13 protein-coding genes are annotated in these 18601 nt (G+C 53.8%); 6 read left to right on the top strand and 7 right to left on the bottom strand.

Features of this window, described 5'->3' with window-relative positions; translation table 11 throughout:
- Positions 1-389: 389 nt before the first annotated feature.
- The gene (locus tag QTO31_RS04785; RefSeq protein ID WP_301428283.1) at positions 390-3461 is read right to left on the bottom strand and encodes a response regulator; all 3072 of its coding nucleotides are present in this window, start codon (positions 3459-3461) and stop codon (positions 390-392) included.
- A complete protein-coding gene (locus QTO31_RS04780) occupies positions 3458-4495 on the bottom strand; it encodes a spermidine/putrescine ABC transporter substrate-binding protein (RefSeq protein ID WP_301428282.1) in 1038 nt (345 codons plus the stop codon). Before QTO31_RS04780 ends, QTO31_RS04785 begins: the two co-directional genes overlap by 4 nt.
- Positions 4496-4940: 445 nt before the next feature.
- Here QTO31_RS04780 and recJ point away from each other — a divergent pair, with 445 nt between their 5' ends.
- Positions 4941-6659, top strand: coding sequence for a single-stranded-DNA-specific exonuclease RecJ (recJ, locus tag QTO31_RS04775; protein ID WP_301428281.1), 1719 nt, complete (start codon positions 4941-4943; stop codon positions 6657-6659).
- A 318-nt stretch (positions 6660-6977) separates the two neighbouring features.
- On the opposite strand, the gene QTO31_RS04770 is transcribed toward recJ, so the two are convergent.
- Together QTO31_RS04770 and QTO31_RS04765 are read right to left on the bottom strand one after the other, a co-directional pair.
- On the bottom strand, positions 6978-8096 hold the full coding sequence (locus tag QTO31_RS04770; RefSeq protein ID WP_301428280.1) for a hypothetical protein: 1119 nt from the start codon (positions 8094-8096) through the stop codon (positions 6978-6980).
- 1246 nt (positions 8097-9342) lie between these two features.
- On the bottom strand, positions 9343-10095 hold the full coding sequence (locus QTO31_RS04765) for an LLM class F420-dependent oxidoreductase (protein WP_301428279.1): 753 nt from the start codon (positions 10093-10095) through the stop codon (positions 9343-9345).
- Between the two features lie 151 nt (positions 10096-10246).
- On the opposite strand from QTO31_RS04765, the gene QTO31_RS04760 reads away from it, so the two are divergent.
- The 3 genes from QTO31_RS04760 to hpf all read left to right on the top strand — a co-directional run bounded on the left by QTO31_RS04760 (position 10247) and on the right by hpf (position 12866).
- Positions 10247-11155 (top strand): MBL fold metallo-hydrolase, encoded by a 909-nt coding sequence (locus QTO31_RS04760; protein WP_031459068.1) that lies wholly within the window; start codon positions 10247-10249, stop codon positions 11153-11155.
- On the top strand, positions 11152-11994 hold the full coding sequence (locus tag QTO31_RS04755) for an MBL fold metallo-hydrolase (protein ID WP_031459069.1): 843 nt from the start codon (positions 11152-11154) through the stop codon (positions 11992-11994). The genes QTO31_RS04760 and QTO31_RS04755 overlap by 4 nt, the downstream gene beginning before the upstream one ends.
- 278 nt (positions 11995-12272) lie before the next feature.
- Positions 12273-12866 (top strand): ribosome hibernation-promoting factor, HPF/YfiA family, encoded by a 594-nt coding sequence (gene hpf / locus QTO31_RS04750; protein ID WP_031459070.1) that lies wholly within the window; start codon positions 12273-12275, stop codon positions 12864-12866.
- Positions 12867-12915: 49 nt separating this feature from the next.
- Here hpf and QTO31_RS04745 read toward each other — a convergent pair whose 3' ends face one another.
- Together QTO31_RS04745 and trpC are read right to left on the bottom strand one after the other, a co-directional pair.
- A complete protein-coding gene (locus QTO31_RS04745) occupies positions 12916-13305 on the bottom strand; it encodes a DUF4190 domain-containing protein (RefSeq protein ID WP_301428277.1) in 390 nt (129 codons plus the stop codon).
- 78 nt (positions 13306-13383) lie between these two features.
- Complete coding sequence (trpC, locus tag QTO31_RS04740; RefSeq protein WP_301428275.1) at positions 13384-14193, bottom strand: indole-3-glycerol phosphate synthase TrpC; 810 nt, start codon at positions 14191-14193, stop codon at positions 13384-13386.
- 928 nt (positions 14194-15121) lie between these two features.
- On the opposite strand from trpC, the gene csx15 reads away from it, so the two are divergent.
- Together csx15 and QTO31_RS04730 are read left to right on the top strand one after the other, a co-directional pair.
- Positions 15122-15508, top strand: coding sequence for a CRISPR-associated protein Csx15 (gene csx15 / locus QTO31_RS04735; protein WP_301428273.1), 387 nt, complete (start codon positions 15122-15124; stop codon positions 15506-15508).
- A 20-nt stretch (positions 15509-15528) separates the two neighbouring features.
- The gene (locus QTO31_RS04730; RefSeq protein WP_301428271.1) at positions 15529-16695 is read left to right on the top strand and encodes a cysteine desulfurase family protein; all 1167 of its coding nucleotides are present in this window, start codon (positions 15529-15531) and stop codon (positions 16693-16695) included.
- 87 nt (positions 16696-16782) lie between these two features.
- Here the strand turns inward: QTO31_RS04730 and accC are convergent, their stop codons facing one another.
- Complete coding sequence (gene accC, locus QTO31_RS04725; protein WP_031459074.1) at positions 16783-18555, bottom strand: acetyl-CoA carboxylase biotin carboxylase subunit; 1773 nt, start codon at positions 18553-18555, stop codon at positions 16783-16785.
- Positions 18556-18601: the final 46 nt, after the last annotated feature.

The raw sequence follows: 18601 nt of genomic DNA, 5'->3' as shown, positions 1-18601 counted from the left end.
GTTACAGACATCGTTCACCGCCAGATGATGAGGCCGCTGGTGTGCGTCGTGTGGTTATGCTGGGGCAGAACTCTTCAGGGGGCGAGTTCCCTCACCCCCTCGAAGCTCCTCTGGTGGGAGCGGAAAGGGGGTAGGAGAAGGTGTACCGTCGCTGCAAATCGCTGCTCCTCCCCACGTGGGAGAGACAAGTTTCCACACCCACTCCCTTCTTCTCGTTGAGGGGTCGCCGTAATCGCAGGCAACTGCGTCTGAAAATTGTTGCAAACCTCTACGAGCCTATCCGAATAATTGTCTCATAGTACAGCGGATGAAACCTGAGAGATGTACAGGCGCAGCGCCGCTGCGCCCCAACCGATCTTCTTCTGCGACAGGGTATTCCGGGTAGGCTCTTAATTTCTCTGCATCAATTTACGCACTAGCTCACGTAAATCATCACGGCGATACCGTCCCTTTTGCAAAACGACCGCTCCTGCTGCGGCAAGCGCTTCCAGTTCTTCTTTCTGTAAAAGCCGTGCGGTGACGACCACAACTGGCGTGTTCAATTCGTTGCGTATTTCACGCAAGATTGCTATCCCGTCAGTATCAGGGAGTATCAGATCGAGAATAACCAATTGTGGTTGGGTTGTGCGCCACAGCATCGCACCGAGCTGACCGTTACCTGCTTCGATTACCTTCCAACCGTCAATCTCTAGGGCGCGTCGGATAATGAGGCGCGTCGATATTTCATCCTCAATGACGAGGATATGACGAGCGGATGGTAGTGTCGAGCGGCGGGATAACACTGTCTGGAGGGTCTGGATAACGTTATTTGGGTCTCCAGGCCACAATGCACAGGTGGTACTGCTATCGTCAATGTCGTTGGTTAACCAGATGACCGGCACCTGCTGCCAACCGGCCGTGGATAAGATACGTTCTGCCAGCTCCCGCTGCTCTACGTCAACAAGAAGTGCTGTTGGCGGTTCAGAAAGGTTCGTGATAGCGTCGGTAAGCGTTGTTTCACACTGTACTTGCCAGCCAAGTTGCTCTAGGGCAGCCTGCAACACATGAGCGTCCGTTTTAGTAATCACTAATACGTCGGCTTGGGACAGGAACGTTGGATACATCGGCTGAACCGTCTCGTCGGCACTGTTCACCGGGATACGGATATGAAAGGTAACACCGCGCGGTCCAGATGAGGTAAGCTGAAATGTTCCCCCCATTAAGGTACACAACTGATAGCATAGTGCCAGGTTATGACCGGTATCGATAGGACGAGGTGTTTCTGGTGGAGGAGCAAAAGGAGTGAGCAGCGCATTTATCTGCTCTTCACTTAGGGCAGCGCCGGTATCGCTTATTGTCACCTCTATGATCGCGCCGTGATCGTCGTCGGTAGAGCGTTGAACGCTTAGGGTAATGACCCCAAGCTGTGTTGTGGTGGCGACAAATTGTAAGGGATAGAGCAGTACCTGCCACAACCGGTTCAGATCGGAGACAATGGTTCCTACTTGTGGTGGACGTTCAATAGCGAGTCGGTTACGCTGTTGACGGATAAGCGGTGTCACCTCGGCCAACACCTTATCGAGCAGCGTATCGAAAATGAAAGGTTCTGGTCGTAACTCAAACGTGCCAGTTTCAATTTTGGCGCTATCGAGAAGTACGTTTAGACGTGCAAGCAAGCGCCGTCCGGCGTTGCCGATTTTCGCCAAGTCTTCGCTGAACACTGAATGTTCGGCGAAAGAATCACGCAGGGTTTCACTCAGGGCGATAATGGTATTCAGCGGGTTACGTATGTCGTGATCGAGACGCGCTAAAAGTTTACTACGTTCACGATTGGTTTCTTCAGCCCGTTCTTTGGCTTGCCGCAACGAGGCGATCAAGCGAATGCGAGTCAATGTTTGTTCGGCCAGTCGTGCGGTGATGCCCAGATGGTCAATTTCGTCATCGGCAAAGGCATGGGGCTGTGGACGATAGACGACGAGCAAGGCCTCTGGGTAGGGGTCGGTCGAGAAGACAATAAATATTGCCGATCCCGATACACCAGTCAAACTTTGCACCTCATGCTGTCGTAAGTCTGGGATATAGAATGGACGGTGTGCCGGTAGAGTGGACACCGGTAGGTGCAATACAGTTGATGCGTGTTGTTGATAGCCAACGACGGCGCGAGGTACCCATTCGACACCATCTGGCTCACGAGTATATATCCCAATGCGGTCTTCGGTCTCTTTTGCAGTAGCCAGTGCTTCAACGACACGTCGGTATACTTCAGCAGCGTTAGGGGCTGTGCTCAACCGTGAACCGAGTTCAACCAGGGCCTGTGCTCGCCGCATCCGACGCTGTTCCTGTATCAAGAGTGCATCTTTTTCATTCAGGGCACGCCGTAGCTGAGCGGTTCGCTGTTCGATACGCTCTTCAAGGCTGGCAATCGTGTCATTTAGCGTAGCAGTCAGTCGGGCCAGTGCTCGTGCCAGATTGCCAATCTCATCGGTACCAATCAGGGGGATCGGTGTGTCACGCCAGCCGTCGGCTACCCGTTGGGCAGCGGTGGTTAATTCGATCAAGGGTTTGGTGAAGTAGTGATTAATTAATCTACCAATCACGATAAAGATCGTGGTACTACTAAAAACCATCCATAATACTAATCCTAAACCAATCCAGTTACTGGTTTCTGAGATATTCGTAATTTCGTTTTGTTCAGAGCTAAGGATTTGATCAATGTTTTCTACGACTTTTATTAAATCTTCTGTTTGATAATCTAGTCGTGAAGTGTAGTGAGATAGCTGTTGATCGAGTTTGGTTAACTGATTAAACAATGATATGTAATCGGCAAGCTGCCGTTGCACAACTTGTTGCTCAGAATCGGATAAGAGAGCGATGAACGCTTGTAAATTATTGATCTGAATCCGAACGTTATCAATGTATTCCTGACTTCGTGTTGAGAGATAGGCTTGCTCTTCAACCACAAGTCTGATCAAAAATGTATTGCTTCCATTCCGTGCAAGGCTTTGCCAGAGTTCGCGACGCGCCTGGCGTAATGTTTGTTCAATGCCACCATTCCGCTGGCGCAGGTCGATCTGGTCAGTAATCTGCTTCACCGTCGTCTGATACTGATCAAGCAGATGGTTAAGCTGCTGCCGATACGATTCAAGTTCCGGCAAATCACTACTGACGGTGTTGAATCGCTCTACCGCGGCCCGTACCTCTGTCAGGGCTGCTGTGTGCTTCGCTATTACGGTTGGCTCCGACAGATTGTGGCTGACAATCTCGATAAGCTGATAATCATACTGATGAGCGATCAGAAAGACCGTTTTGAGGTTAAGCATCGCTTCACGTATCTGAGCGAGATGATGCTGGCGCTGCACCATCTGCTCGCGGAGTTTGAACTGCCAGCCTAGCCCGATCAGCGTGATCAGCAGCGAAATTGCAATCGCGCCAATGATGCTAATGCTAAGGCGACGACGAAGGGAAGGAGTTGGCGTTGTCACTGTCGCACCTCAGCCCAGGCAGCGCGGTAGAGTTCCTGTATCGCAGGTTCAACATCGGTCAGGTGAAATAGCAAACCAGCTTGCTCTTGAGCTATATACTGAGCGAGGGAGGCACGTAGTTCTGCATCGATAAGCGGTAATGCCGTTCGGTTCGGCGTACCGTAACGACTCATATTGGCAAGCGCAGTACTGTGTTCAGGTGTGAGAACGAAATTGATAAACTGTTCGGCAGTTGATTGATGCACGGCATTGGCCGGTACACAGAGACTATCAGTGATAAGGATAGAACCCTCTTCCGGAACCGTAAATCGGATGTCACTATCTTCATGGGCTATTTGCAATATATCACCACTTCGTGCCACAACAATATCAAGCTCATCACGTTGCAACAACTCCTGCTCATTACCGGCGGTGAAGCGATTGATCTGGTTGGCCACGCCCAACCACCAGTTGCGGGCAGTGGCAATTGCTGCCGGATCACTGGAGTTTGGGCTGAATCCTGATTTGATTAGTGCCATCCCCATGCTCAACCGTACCTCATCCAGTACTCCTATGCGATCGGTGTATGCGGGATCGAACACGTCATCCCAGTTGTTGATCGCACGACCGGTTGCTGATTGCCGGTAACCAAATCCCAATACGCTCCACCGGTACGGAACACAGAAGCGATAATCTGGATCACCATTTGATCTGGCAAACATCGGATCAAGATGGACAAGATTCGGTAGTTGCGTATGGTTCAACACAGCCAACCGTTGTTCACGACGCAGCCGATGAACCAACGTATCGCTAACAATTATCACATCATACGCTTGATCCGCTGTGGTCAGAAAGCGGTACGCTTCTTCGCTCGTTCTATACAGATGAGACGTGATTGCGATCCTGGTTTCGGCACTGAATGTATTGAAGACCGGCAGATCAGTGGTCGAATGGCTGTCGAGCAAGTGTAGCTCAGACAGAATGGGAGTCGGTGAAGGTACTGGTGGTGGTGTTGTGCATCCTGTCAAGATGTAGCACAAAAGGATAGATGTCAAGATACGTGGCAGCATAGGCAAAAATAGGTGTAATTTTTTGTTGTAATGTACGATTCATATCATAGTACATCAATATTACCAGTACCGACAATCATGCGTGCAAAAGCCGGCCAAATCTGTTTGGGCAAACTGTATAGTATGCTCCTCACGGCAGTCCTTCGACGAGTAGCAGGTGGCGACCGGCCATGGAGGGCGCTTCAGTACTCCTCGGTAACCTCGTGGATTAGGGTGAACGATGTTTACCGCAAACCCACCAAAACCTGAAAACGCTGAACAGACTAACAAGAAGAGAGAAAGGGGGAGAATGACCAGGGAAAGAACGTCAAGTACCGCTCACTACCAGCAAAGAGAATGCTCTGCCACACGCTTAGCCTATTCGGCTATACGAAAACGACGTATAATAATCACCGCTTGCTAGCGGGCACTTTGCTTCAGGAGAAGAGATATGTCAGCGCGCCGTCAGCGTTGGGAAATCCGTCCGGCAGCACCTGCTGCGTTTGTTGAACAACTCGGCCTTCATCCGTTACTCGCCACGCTCCTCTACCAACGGGGTTTGCACGAGCCTGCCACTGCCAGGGCTTTTCTAACCGCCGATTACAACACTGGTTTACACAATCCTTTCACAATGCGTGGCATGGCTGATGCTGCCGGCCGCATTGCAGAGGCTATCGAGCGCGATGAACTGATGGCCGTTTACGGCGATTTTGATGTCGATGGAATTACCGCTGTGGCATTACTAACCCAGGCGATCAGTGCCATGGGTGGACGGATCCGCCCCTATATTCCTCATCGTGCCCGTGAAGGCTACGGACTCAACAATCTGGCAATCGGTCAGTTAGCTGCCGACGGTGTCAGGCTGTTGATCACGGTTGATTGTGGTATCTCGAACTATGCAGAAGTCGCCGAGGCCAATCGCCTTGGCCTCGATGTGATCGTGACCGACCATCATCATCCGCCGACCACGTTACCACCGGCGTTGACCGTTGTGAATCCGCGGCAACCCGACTGTGCGTATCCCTTCAAGGGATTGGTTGGAGTAGGGATTGCGTTCAAGCTGGTGCAGGCCCTGGCTCGTTACGGAAAACGACCGGCCAACCTGCGCGGACGTGATCTCCTCGATCTGGTCGCCCTGGGTACAGTTGCCGATATGGGGCCGCTGTACGATGAGAATCGAGTATTGGTTCGTGCTGGTCTGATTGCGCTCAACGAAAGTAGTCGTCCGGGTATTCAGGCACTGGTGGCGGCTGCCGGACTAACACCGGGGATGATCGACAGTGGCGCGATTGCTTTTGCGCTGGCGCCGCGCCTCAACGCTGCCGGGCGGTTGGCCGATGCCCGACGTGCTTATGAATTGTTACTGACGACCGATCGTACCAAAGCAGACGTGCTGGCTGCCGAGTTAAATGCCACGAATCGTGAGCGTCAATCGCTTACGCGCCAGTTACAAACGACGGCTGAAGCATTGGTGTCTCAGCACGGTCGGGCAGATCATCCCTTGATCGTGATTGCCCATCCGAGTTTCAATGCTGGCGTGATCGGTTTAGTCGCTGCGCGCCTGGTCGAGACCTACCATCGACCGGTGGTCGTGATCGAGCAAGGAGAGGAAACTTCCCGCGGATCGGCGCGTTCAATTCCCGGTTTTAGCATTATCGATTTGTTTGATGAGTGTGCTGAACTGTTCGTGCGTTACGGTGGGCATGCGGCGGCGGCAGGTTTCACGATTGCCACTCCTCAGATTGCGATACTTGAGCAGCGGTTACTGGCACTGGGCCGCCAACGGTTATCGGCTGAGCAGCTTGTTCCACGTCTCCTGATTGATGCTGTTGTGCCTCTGAGTGACATCTCGTGGGAGTTGTACACTGCCTTGCACTGGCTTGAGCCATTCGGCCAGGGGAATCCGCAGCCTGTACTGATGACCCCGAATGTGACTGTTATTGATCCGCAGCCGACCAGCGACGGTTCGCACTTACGGATGCGAGTACGGGTTGGTGATACGGTACTCGATGCTATCGGCTTTCACTTCGGACGTTTTGCCGAACCTTTACGGCGCCATTCCCAGATCGATCTGGCTTATCAGTTAGAAGCTGATGAATGGAACGGCCAGCGCCGCTTGCGCTTGCTGGTACGTGATTTTCGCCGAGCCGGGCAAACAGAGATGTCATAGGAGCGGCAGTGATGGGATGTTGCCGGAGAGGAAAAATGAGAAGTGCCAGTTGTGCCCCGATACGCCCGACGGGGCACGACATCGCTTGTGGTTTGTAAATGCCTCCGGAATACTCTGTCGCAGAAGAAGATCGGTTGGGCCACAGCGCCGCTGTGCCCGTACATCTATCAGGTGTCATCCGTCGTACCGTGAGACGATGATTCGGATAGGCTCTATGGTGCTGTCTCACTAGAATAAATCGCTCGCTGATCACGTCAGGGCGCCTGCGAGCAATGTAGGCGAGTCATGTCGAACTGACGATGGGTGCCCGATTACACTCTATGTGATCTCGTTCGTTACACTCATCACAGTCAATGATCGCTGACGCATACTTACCACTATGATTATTGCGGTCATGAAGAGGTAGACCAAAATACTTACCGCATTAAGCATGCCTCCCCAGCGTCGCCATTCGATTACCGGCAGCAAATCACCGGCAACACGCAAGAGCAGCGATAGGTGCAATAACCCTAATGGGACGTATGTCCAACCGCTAAAGCGGACGGGTAGGTTAAGTAGCGCCGGAATAATGATCGGTGCATGACCAAAAATCATGGCGAACACAAAACCAACAAAGATGCTATGCAGCACTGCATCGTAAAGGAGGCCACCGTAGGTTCCACCGACAATCGTCATGAGTAGACCGCCAAATGCGAGCCAGGCGCTGCCCGAAAGCATGCATGCCGCGCTAAAACGGGGTAAACCGGGACGATGAATAGTGCGTCGGCCAATGTCGTATGTTAACAGCCACAAACCACTACCGAGTAAGCCTGTTCCTGTTATACGTGATCCGTTAATGTAGTCAAACAACCCCCAGATCAGGCCCAGACCGAGCAGGCATACGCTCAGGCTAAAACTCCAGAAGGCACGGGTTGGTAATTGGCGTAATCGTCCCAGCTCGAGCCGCTCTCCGAAGATGGTTAGGGTAAGGAAGCCAACCCACCAGAGTGAGGCAACTGCTAATGGTTGACCACTGAGCCAGAGCAGGTTCCCACCAAACCATGCTAGTGCGCCAAGAGCCATCGTGATCAGAAACCGGGCTGGCTGGCGCTTGAGCAACAGTGCGAAGATGACCAACAAGCCGAGGCTTCCACCACTGATAAGCAGTGCACTAAAGGTCATCGGCAGGCCAGCCAGCAATCCTAATCCACCGAGAAGGGTCAAGATTGGTCCAGCAAACGCCCAGGATCGACCAATGGCAATGGCCCGCTCCAGCCCTATCACAGTTCCCAGCATCCCACCGATAAAGAGCTGTCCGTGCATTCCGGCCACTGACGATAGTGGGAGCGCCCATCCGATGCGCAGTAGTCCGGCCCAAAGCGCACTAACCATCATGACCATTACGCTGGCCGCAAATACGATTCGCCATACGATAACGTATATCGAACGGTTCATCATCAGCACCTTTCCCTCGAACTTGGAACCGTTTTGGGTTCGGCTAACCAATTCTGCTAGACCGATCTTGCGCCAAGGTCATCCACAAGTATAAGTCAACATAGCACTTCTTTCTGTGAAAAATGTCACATGGATCATTGGTCGGCCATTAACGTTACGTGGTCATCCAGGGTTGGTACGACCATAGCCGTTACTGCACCAAGCGTAACGATTCAGAGCTTGAATGTTCCGTATACAGGGACGAGACCAGTTGATCGACGATCCTGGTACGTGCGGTTATCATTGAGAAAGATCGATCTGAGCAATTTTTGTTGGTGATAGGGTAGAAGGAAGGTATGATTCTTAAGTTAGTTCAGCGACAGGAGTTCACTGCAACAACTTACCCCAGAGCGATAAGGATTCTCAAAGTTCTGTCTCGATACCGCAGTAGTGAAAGAGGAGAGATGAGAGTTCTGAGAAGAGCAGGAGATGCAGGTTCCCAATCCGTCTAGCAGCACGTTTCCGCACGCGCTGCTCCTAGGCGCGACGGCAATCTGCGACCAAACTCCATTATTCTCGTTGATTATACCTGTCAATACAGCGGTGGGGGCGGGTTTCCAGCCCGTCCGCGGCAATGCGGTGTTCTAGAACATCAGCCCATCAGCGCCTCAGAGAGACAGGTTTCCAATCCGCCCGATAGCGCGCTGATGAGCCAAACAATGATTTCCGGCCATGGACTGCACAGCGTGGGCTAGAAGACCGCACTTCCGGAGAAGCCTGTGGGTCGCGGATCATCGTGAATAGGTGTGTGATGTTGGTCGGCGTCGCTCCGTTGTTGAACCATTTCGAGCCTATCCGAAATGTTTCGCTCCAGAACATGCGGGTAAGCATCGTGGTCATTGTCGATGCGAGGGTGGGCAGCTCCTACCGGTAGGGGCGCAGCGCCGCTGTGCCCCTGCCCGAGATGACATCGGTGCCAGGTCAGTCGTCCATCGTGTGGGAGCTACTGACAGGGTGACAGGGTTCACCACGTCGTGGACGTAACGACAAGATGTTCGGAGAGGTACTTAGACATGCGACTCAAGACCGCTGTAGGCTCTGCGGTAGCATATCTCTCTTACGGTACGTTCAAGCCTGAGATGCGCTGCGACGATCCCTTCTCCCTACTACCGGTTGGCCGATGACGATCCTCCTTCGCGGATGGGTACAGTACTACTGTGACGATGCGATCTCATGTTGATCGACCGTCTGCCTTCTGCTCCACAACGTCTTACCCACGCAGCTTCAGCAACGCCTCAACCGGTGCAAAATCCCATGGTTCCCCCATCCCGATAATGATATGGGTTGCCCCCGCTTCGAGGTATGGCTCAATCGGTTCACCGGAGCGTGGCGATACACTCCGTTCAATAGTTGCCGGGTCACGGCCAATTTGGGCGCACCATTGATCGAGGATTGCATTCTTGCGCTTAAAGTTCTCAATCGGGCCAAAACCATGCCAGATGTCGGCATGTTCGGCTGTGATCCGCAGCGTCACTTTTTCGCCACCACCACCGATCAATATCGGAATCCGGCGTAGCGGGAGTGGTTGATCGACAGCCCAGCGCTCTTTAATAATTGGTAACGCCTTTCGCAGTGCTCGCAAGCGGTCGGCGGCTGTACCAAATTCGTAACCAAACGTCGTATAATCTCGTTCAAACCATCCGGCGCCAAGACCAAGGATCAGCCGCCCGCCACTGATATGATCGACCGTCTTTGCCATATTCGAGAGTAATGCCGGATTGCGATAGCTGTTACATGTCACCAGACACCCAACCTCGGCCCGCTGAGTGATAACCGCCATTGCCGTAAGCAGAGTCCAACCCTCGAAATGGGGGCCATCGGGTGGGCCATAGAGAGGGAAAAAGTGATCCCAGTTCCAGATCGTATCACAGCCAATCTCTTCGGCGTAGCGAACAGCTTTGCGGTACGATTCCCAGGTTGTGTGCTGGGGGTGGAGTTGAACACCAACGCGAAAGCGAGCCATTGATCATCCTTTCCTTCAGCTTCCATAAAAAATAAAATGACACTCTAAAAACCATTCACAAACTGCGTTTATGCTGTAAACTGTGAGATGCAGTGCTGTATTTCATTGTGCATCTGGTTTTATCAGCACGAAACATTGCATGGACGCATCCATGAGAGTTCGTATCTGGGGCACCCGTGGCTCATACCCTGTCGCTCATGCTCACATGTTGCGATATGGCGGTAATACAACCTGTGTTGAAGTCGAAGCAGAAGGTCACTGTATCATTCTTGATGCCGGTACCGGTCTGCGAATGTTGAGTGAGGCGTTGCAGCGATTGCCCGCGCAGCCGCGCCAGTACGATCTCTTGATAACACATACCCATTGGGATCATATCATAGGTTTTCCCTTTTTTGCACCGCTGTTTGATCCCAATGTGAGCCTCGATATCTACGGTCTGGCTCGCACGCAGTCGAGTTTACGAACTACCCTCGCGGGGGCTTTAAGCGATCCGCTCTTTCCCCTTCAATTCGATGACTTGCGTGCACAACTTAACTTTTTTGAAATTGGCGCCGGGTCTGAGTTCGAATTGGGACCAGTTAAGGTACGTACTGCGCTCGCCAATCACCCGTACCGCGCACTGGCCTATCGTCTTGAAACATCACGAGGTGTCCTAACCTTTATCCCTGACACCGGCCCGTTTCATACCGTCTTGTTTGGCGAACAACGGATTGAGTGGGCCGGTCAACCCACAGCCCGCAGTCAAAGTGAATTGCGCGAACTGGCGGCAATGAAAGAGGCTATCCTCGAACTGGCTTATGGCGCCGATTGGCTGATCTACGATGCCCAGTTTACGGATGCGCAATACGCCCGCTTTCCGCACTGGGGCCATAGCAGTGCCTCTCAAGCCCGTGAAATTGCCGAAGCAGCCCAGGTGCGTCAGTTAATCCTGTTTCACCACGATCCTCATCGTACCGATACCGAGCTAGATCAGATCGTTGCCAAACAACAGTCGCTGGCTGCACCGGGATTACTGGTTACGGCAGCGTTCGAGGGCATGGAACTGGAGAGGAGACCATGAAGGTGCGCTTCTGGGGAGTTCGCGGTTATGTTCCAACACCCGATGCCGCAATGCTACGTTACGGCGGCAATACCTGCTGTACCGCAGTAACCGGTGATCAGGGTGAACTGATTGTCCTCGATACCGGTACCGGCTTTTGTATGCTGGGTGATGAACTGATGCAGGGCGAATTTGGCCGTGGCCGTGGAACGTTGACCTTGTTGATCTCTCATACCTATTGGGATCATATTCTCGGTCTCCCTTTTCCCGGTGTCGTGCATATTCCCGGTAATCGCCTTGACATCTATGGCCCTGATAGTACTCGTGGCTCGTTACAGATGGTCTACGACGGTATGCTCTCACCGGTCTATTCGCCGGTTTTTGGACTTGCTCATATCGGTGCTACCCATCGTTTCACGCCCATTTCTACTGAACCATTCATTGTTGGTCAACTGACTATTCGCGCCATGCCGCTCTCATACCGTCCGCACTCACCGATCTGGGCCTACCGTCTGGAAGAACGTGGGCGAGTGCTAGTCTACATTACCGATGTGCGTTATGGCGAAAGTGGGATTCGCGAAGCTGCGATTGCATTTGCCCGCAATGCCCACGTGCTGATCCATAGCGCCCCATACCTGCGTGCCGAGGAAGTGGAAGATTACGGTCACAGTCGGATCGAAGATGCGATTGAAACGGCTCAAGCCGCCGATGTAGAACGTCTAGTACTGTTCCACCACGCCCCTACCCGCACCGACGATGAACTGGATGCGATTGTTGACCGCTTGCGCCAAATGCTGGCTGCGCAGGGAAGTGCATTACAATTGCTTGCTGCTGCAGAAGGTATGGAGTTGGTAGTATAACTGCAATATTACTGCACAGTGAACAGTTTCTCACTGTTCGTATCTTGCGAGAGCAGCGATCGCGTAGTAGAATACGGTCAAAGCTATTAGATGAATGCTACGGAGTGGTAGCTTTCTCTTGAGACATGAGGCCTTATGACCACATTGGTCAGCCTGATAACCCAACTGATATCCTTTTGAGAAATAGCTCGGTCCTCGCCGCGCTGACGGCGGGGGCCGGGTTGTTTTTTATCGCCCTGCCCATCGTTGTAGATGGGCCTCAGCGGATGGAGGACACGATGGAACTAACTATCAAGAGCCGGAACGGCAAGATTTCAGATCGTCAACGTGCACATATTGAAGAGAAGCTCGCGAAGCTCGAGCGTTATCTTCACGGCATTACCAGTATCACCGTCGAAGTACAACACGAACAACAACGCAATGCTGGTGAGGTCTATCGTGTACAGACGACACTGGTTGCCGAGCACGGCGTGATCCTGCGGGCTGAAGAGCGTGCACCTGACCTCTATGCCGCAATTGATGAAGTGCAGGAGGTGCTGCAACGCCAGATTTCACGCTACAAAGAGAAATATTGGCGACGTAGCCGCGAACAGCGCCGTGCCTCGAACGGTCTGACTCCGGCTGAAGAAGTTGCTATCGCCGAGGCAGAAGCTGCGGCTATTGCTGCATCAGGTGAGGCCGAGGCCACACCTCGCATTATCCGAACCAAGACGTTCCGTCTCCGCCCGATGTTTGTTGATGATGCGATTGAACAGATGGAACTGCTCGGTCACAACTTCTTTATCTTCCAGAATGCTGAAACGATGCAGATAAATGTCTTGTATCGACGACGCGATGGAAATTACGGGGTGATTGTACCGGAAGTTGGCTAGTACTTTAACTTCCTACACGGCGAGATGGCTTGCCATCTCGCCGTTTTGCTTACAGATTAGCCCCCAACACGATGGCAACGAATATACAGAACCCCAGTACCGTCAGTACGAGATGTGCATACCCTAATGCCATACCGGTGAGTGCAATGCCCCGACCAGTCACGGCGCCATTCCCACGCTTGACTGCGCTGTGTCCCAGGTGACCACAGATGACGGCTGGAATTGCCAGCAAGAGGGGGATGAAAAAGAGAATCCACGTCATCACGCCACAAATGAGGCTGGCAATCGCCAATCGACTGTTGTGTACTGGTATGAGCGGAATGGTTGTGTTGATGACCGGTGAGGGATTGTCTTGGTAACGCTGTAGTTGTTGACCACAAGTCGGGCAAAATCGCTCTGTACCACTTATCGTTTGACCACAGCCAGAACACTGTTGCACTGCTGTCACCCCTTGCTCCTAACTTCGCTGTTGCCACTACCAGGCAGACTGATGATCGGCACGATACACTCCGGTACCTCAAGCACTCACCAGCATCCGTACTTGTGTCGCAATGTCAGATGCTGTCACCAAGGCCTCGCCGACCAGGATTGCGTCAGCGCCGTAGCTGCGTACTTCGGCGACATGGTCGGGTGTGAAAATACCACTCTCGCTTACCAGGATTGGTCGCTGTGGCCCAATCGGCAGATGTTCCGCTATCACTTTGGTGGTTGTGCGGTCGGTTACGAAACGATGGAGGTCACGATTGTTCACCCCAATGATGGGAGGATGTACCTTCAGTGCTCGTTCAAGTTCACCGACGGTATGTACCTCGATCAAGGCATGCATCCCCAGTTCGCGGGTAAGTGCAAAGAGATGCACCAGCGTTTGGTCATCGAGAGCGGCTACGATCAACAAGATTGCGTCGGCGCCATACGCACGTGCTTCGTAAACCTGATACGGATCGATAATGAAATCTTTACGCAACAAGGGGGTTCCCGCAGTCTGTACTTCGGGCAGAGCACGGATACCGGCAAGGTAGGTCAGGCTACCCTGAAAGAACCGTTGATCGGTGAGAACCGAGATCGCCGCCGCGCCATTAGTAACGTATGTACGAGCCAGCGCGAGATGGTCGAAATTGGTCAGCAACACACCACGGCTGGGTGAGGCCTTTTTGACTTCGGCGATGAGTGCTGTGGCCGGTGTTCGCCGGAGGGCAGCCGCGAAGTCGCGAATCGGTGGTGCACGTTGAATTCGCTCTTGCAACACATCGAGTGGGATTTTGGCCTGCTGGCGTTGTACCTCGATTCGTTTGTGCGCCAGTATCCGTTCCAGGATGGTTTCACTCATGGATCTTCACCTGCTAAAAAAGGTCGGATTTTGCTATGTGCGAACGCATGGTAGCTTGCGCCACTTTCTGCTGCGACAGCCGTATCGCTCTCGCTGATACGTTCAAGTGAGAATGTCTCAGCCGTCTTTGTAACATAACAGAGTGCGCGAAAATTAAGGAAGGCGATGGGTCTATGCTACCGTTTCCCTGGCTCCCCCTCGCTACAAACGAACTTGTGCCGGGTTTCTGTCATCGATCCTTATTGTATCATCTGAAGCCTTTCCCGGAAATAGTAATTACCATCAAAGTAGGGCCTTGCAGAGCTTACAGCTTTGGGTTATGTTCAATAACCGAACGGTCCAACGACGGCGCGAGACCGACGAACATCAGGGGCCGCTGCTCGTCCCAAACCCGCACGCTTCCCCTGGGAGCGCGGGCCTCTGGCCCGCATCTGGTGGGAGCAAGCGTTCTCCCGACGGCGCGAGACCGACGAACATCAGGGGCCGCTGCTCGTCCCAAACCCGCACGCTTCCCCTGAGAGCGCGGGCCTCTAGCCCGCGTCTGGTGGGGGCAAGCGTTCTCCCGACGGCGCGAGACCGACGAACATCAGGGGCCGCTGCTCGTCCCAAACCCGCACGCTTCCTCTGGGAGCGCGGGCCTCTAGCCCGCGTCTGGTGGGAGCAAGCGTTCTCCCGACGGCGCGAGACCGACGAACATCAGGGGCCGCTGCTCGTCCCAAACCCGCACGCTTTCCCTGGGAGCGCGGGCCTCTGGCCCGCATCTGGTGGGAGCAACCGTTCTCCTCGGTTTGAAAAGCTTTCCCGTCCCGGCCTCTTGACTTCTCGCGCCGTTATCAATGAATTGAGCCAAAATCCGTCGTACATCACCGACACATTTCCAACCAGTCTGCGCTACAATAAAGAAGAAATATCTAACAGGAATCTTGCCATGATTGTACTGAATTATTCTCATCCCATCACACCAGCCCAGCAAGAGCAGATTGTCGCGCTTGTCGGGCAGGCTATTGAGCAGGTGATCGATATTCCCAGTCAGATTGATCAGCAACAACCGTTGGCGCCACAAATTGTCGCGATGGCTGATGCAGCGGGATTGTCAGCTCAACAGTGGCAAAGCGAAGCCATTTTGATCAATCTACCGGCTCTTAACTTCAGTGCTGCGGCGCTGTTGGCCGAACTGCACGGCCGTATGGGCTATTTTCCGCCAGTATTGCGTATTCGGCCGGTTGCTGGCTTTATGCCACCCCGCTATGAAGTAGCTGAAATTCTCAACCTCCAGGTACTGCGCGATGAAGCACGTACTCGCCGATCCCAGTAATTGATGGCGGAGAGATGCTTATGCACAATCGTCTGATCTACCTCGACCACGCTGCCACTACACCGCTCGACCCACGGGTTTTAGAGGCAATGCTGCCGTTCCTCTCTGGAATGAGTGGAAATGCTTCCAGTATCCATCAGGTAGGCAGAGCAGCTCTGCAAGCGTTAGACGATGCGCGTGAACAGGTCGCGCTCGTATTGGGGTGTCAGCCGAAAGAGATTGTCTTTACCAGCGGTGGCAGTGAGAGCATTAATCTGGCCCTCAAAGGGGTGGCGATGGCACTTCGTGCGCAAGGGAAAAACCATCTCATTAGCAGCACAATCGAACATCACGCAGTTTTGCACGCGCTCGATTATCTCGTTGAATACGAAGGTTTTCGCGTGACCCTCTTACCGGTTGATCGCAACGGTCGGGTGAATCCTGCCGATCTTAGTACCGCCCTCCGCCCCGAAACTGCACTGGTCTCAGTTATGTACGCCAATAACGAGACCGGTGTCGTCCAACCGATTGCTGACCTGGCCGCTATCTGCCGCGAACGTGGTGTGCTCTTTCACACCGATGCTGTGCAAGCACCTGGTCAATTGCCGCTTGATGTCAACGCGCTGGGTGTTGATCTGCTTAGCCTGACTGCGCATAAGTTTTATGGTCCGCAAGGCGTAGGGTTGCTCTACCTGCGTCGTGGGACGCCGTTGGTTCCGCAGATTAACGGTGGTGCTCAGGAGCGCCGTCGGCGTGCCGGTACCGAGAATATTGCCGGGATTGTCGGCTTAGCCAAAGCATTGACGATAGCCGAGAGCGAGCGTACAACCCACGCTAGCCGATTGCGTGCGTTAAGTGAACGACTGATTGATGGGGTACTAACTCGCATCCCCCAATCGTGGCTGAACGGCGATCGTGAGTCGCGCTTGCCGTCTATCGTGAATCTGGGTTTTGCCTGCATCGAGACTGAAAGTCTCTTGCTATTGCTCGACCAGCGCGGTATCTGTGCCAGTTCTGGCAGCGCATGTACGTCCGGTTCTCTTGAACCGTCGCATGTTTTACTGGCTATGGGGTTATCGCCTGAGGAAGCGAACGGTTCGATTCGTTTCTCGTTGGGGAAACAAACAACTGATGAGCAGATCGATATTGTGCTCGATCTGTTACCTGACCTGGTAGCACAATTACGAACAGTGACTCCGTGTGCGTAATGGTTGCCGATATACTACCGGTAGCGCAGATGTTGCGAGGACAGGGGACTACTGCGGGCGGGTCGAGAACCCGCCCCTCCCCCAAGATCAGGCTTGCGAGGCATACGTCGCCAGAACTGCCCCAGCTTCGACTGTTGAACCAACCTCGACCCGAACCTCGCCTATTGTCCCGCTGTGCGGCGCCGTGATCTCGTTCTCCATCTTCATCGCTTCTACGATAAAGAGTACCTGACCAGCCTCTACGGTCTGACCGTGAGCAACCCGCACCGCAACAACTCGTCCCTGGATCGGGCTGATGACACCATCAACCGGCGCCACTAGCTTTGTCTTCTTGGGTGTTGTCCGGCGCGGTAGGGCTGCGCGTGCTGCCGCCTGAACTGGCGCCACGCTCGTACCATTGCCGAAAACGGCCACTCCGAAGCGGCGACCATTCACTTCAACGGTAAACCGACGTGGCTCTGGAGGTGGCTCAGGCGTTACCACTTCCGTTGATGTCGGCATAAGCTCAGCAGTCCGCGTGAAAAGTTCAGGGTGACGGGGGATGAAATTTACGGTTGCTTCACCGGCCACAAACACCGGATGCTCGAGCGCTGCCCGATGGAAGGGAATGATCGTGGTAACGCCCTCAATGCGATATTCGGCCAGTGCTCGCCGCATACGGGCAATGGCTTCCTGCCGGGTGCTGCCCCAGGTGATCAGCTTCGCCAGGAGCGAGTCGTAGTGCGACGGTACTGTATAGTAGGCACGTACTCCGCTATCTACCCGTACACCTAACCCGACCGGCTCGCGATACTCGCCAATCGTTCCCAGTGCCGGACGGAAGTTGTGAAGCGGATCTTCGGCATTGATCCGACATTCGATCGCGTGACCACGGGGTGTTAGCTCTTCTTGCCGGAGCCAGAGCTTCTCGCCTTGCGCAATGCGAATCTGCGCTGCGACCAGATCAACACCGTAGACCATCTCGGTCACGGTATGCTCGACTTGAATGCGCGTATTCATCTCGAGGAAGTAGTAACGTCCATCTTGATACAGAAACTCCAGCGTCCCGGCGCTCACATAACCGACCGCTTTTGCCAGCCGTACTGCGGCGGCCCCCATCTCCGCCCGAAGTTCAGGGGTCAGGGCTGGCGAGGGGCATTCTTCGATCAACTTTTGATGCCGCCGCTGCACCGAACAGTCACGCTCTCCCAATGCTACCGCGTTCCCGTACTGATCGGCTAAGATTTGTATCTCGATATGGCGGGGATCATCGAGATACTTCTCAACGTACAGTTCGCCATTCTTGAAAGCGACTTCAGCTTCACGACGTGCTGCGGCAAAGGCTTCATCAACCTCGGCCGGCGAACGCACCACGCGCAGCCCACGTCCGCCGCCCCCGCCAACAGCCTTAATGGCGATTGGATAACCAAATTCCTTGCCCAGGCTGCGCACCTCCGCCGCACTGGTCACCGGTTCGAGCACGCCGGGTACGACTGGCACCCCAGCAGCGGTAGCTTCCCGCCGCGCAGCCGTCTTACCACCCATCCGCTCCATCGCTTCAGCAGGGGGTCCAATGAAGATCAGACCGGCCGCCGTCACCGCTCGTACAAAATGGGCATTCTCGGCCAGAAAGCCATAGCCGGGATGAATCGCCTCGGCGCCGGTGGCTTTGGCTGCGCGAATAATTGCTTCGATGTTAAGATAACTCTCTGCTGGTGATGGCGGACCGATCAAAAATGCATCATCGGCATACGCCACATGCGGTGCATCGCGATCCGCTTCCGAATAGACGGCTACGCAACGCAAGCCCAATTCCCGGCAAGCGCGCATAATGCGCAGGGCAATTTCACCACGATTAGCAACCAATACTGTCCGAAACATTGCAGCCGCTCCTCAATGCTGCTCTGCGTCGCTTCAACGCTGTGCG

Source organism: Chloroflexus sp. MS-CIW-1, from assembly GCF_030444705.1.
Lineage (GTDB): Bacteria > Chloroflexota > Chloroflexia > Chloroflexales > Chloroflexaceae > Chloroflexus.
Note: the sequence above shows the minus strand (reverse complement) of the source record. Positions and strands in the feature narration are given on the sequence as shown.

Excerpts from the sequence above, each read along its gene's own strand:
- recJ (WP_301428281.1), top strand. The coding sequence starts at position 4,941 with ATGTCAGCGCGCCGTCAGCGTTGGGAAATCCGTCCGGCAGCACCTGCT.
- QTO31_RS04770 (WP_301428280.1), bottom strand. The coding sequence starts at position 8,096 with ATGATGAACCGTTCGATATACGTTATCGTATGGCGAATCGTATTTGCG.
- QTO31_RS04765 (WP_301428279.1), bottom strand. The coding sequence starts at position 10,095 with ATGGCTCGCTTTCGCGTTGGTGTTCAACTCCACCCCCAGCACACAACC.
- QTO31_RS04760 (WP_031459068.1), top strand. The coding sequence starts at position 10,247 with ATGAGAGTTCGTATCTGGGGCACCCGTGGCTCATACCCTGTCGCTCAT.
- QTO31_RS04755 (WP_031459069.1), top strand. The coding sequence starts at position 11,152 with ATGAAGGTGCGCTTCTGGGGAGTTCGCGGTTATGTTCCAACACCCGAT.
- hpf (WP_031459070.1), top strand. The coding sequence starts at position 12,273 with ATGGAACTAACTATCAAGAGCCGGAACGGCAAGATTTCAGATCGTCAA.
- trpC (WP_301428275.1), bottom strand. The coding sequence starts at position 14,193 with ATGAGTGAAACCATCCTGGAACGGATACTGGCGCACAAACGAATCGAG.
- csx15 (WP_301428273.1), top strand. The coding sequence starts at position 15,122 with ATGATTGTACTGAATTATTCTCATCCCATCACACCAGCCCAGCAAGAG.
- QTO31_RS04730 (WP_301428271.1), top strand. The coding sequence starts at position 15,529 with ATGCACAATCGTCTGATCTACCTCGACCACGCTGCCACTACACCGCTC.
- accC (WP_031459074.1), bottom strand. The coding sequence starts at position 18,555 with ATGTTTCGGACAGTATTGGTTGCTAATCGTGGTGAAATTGCCCTGCGC.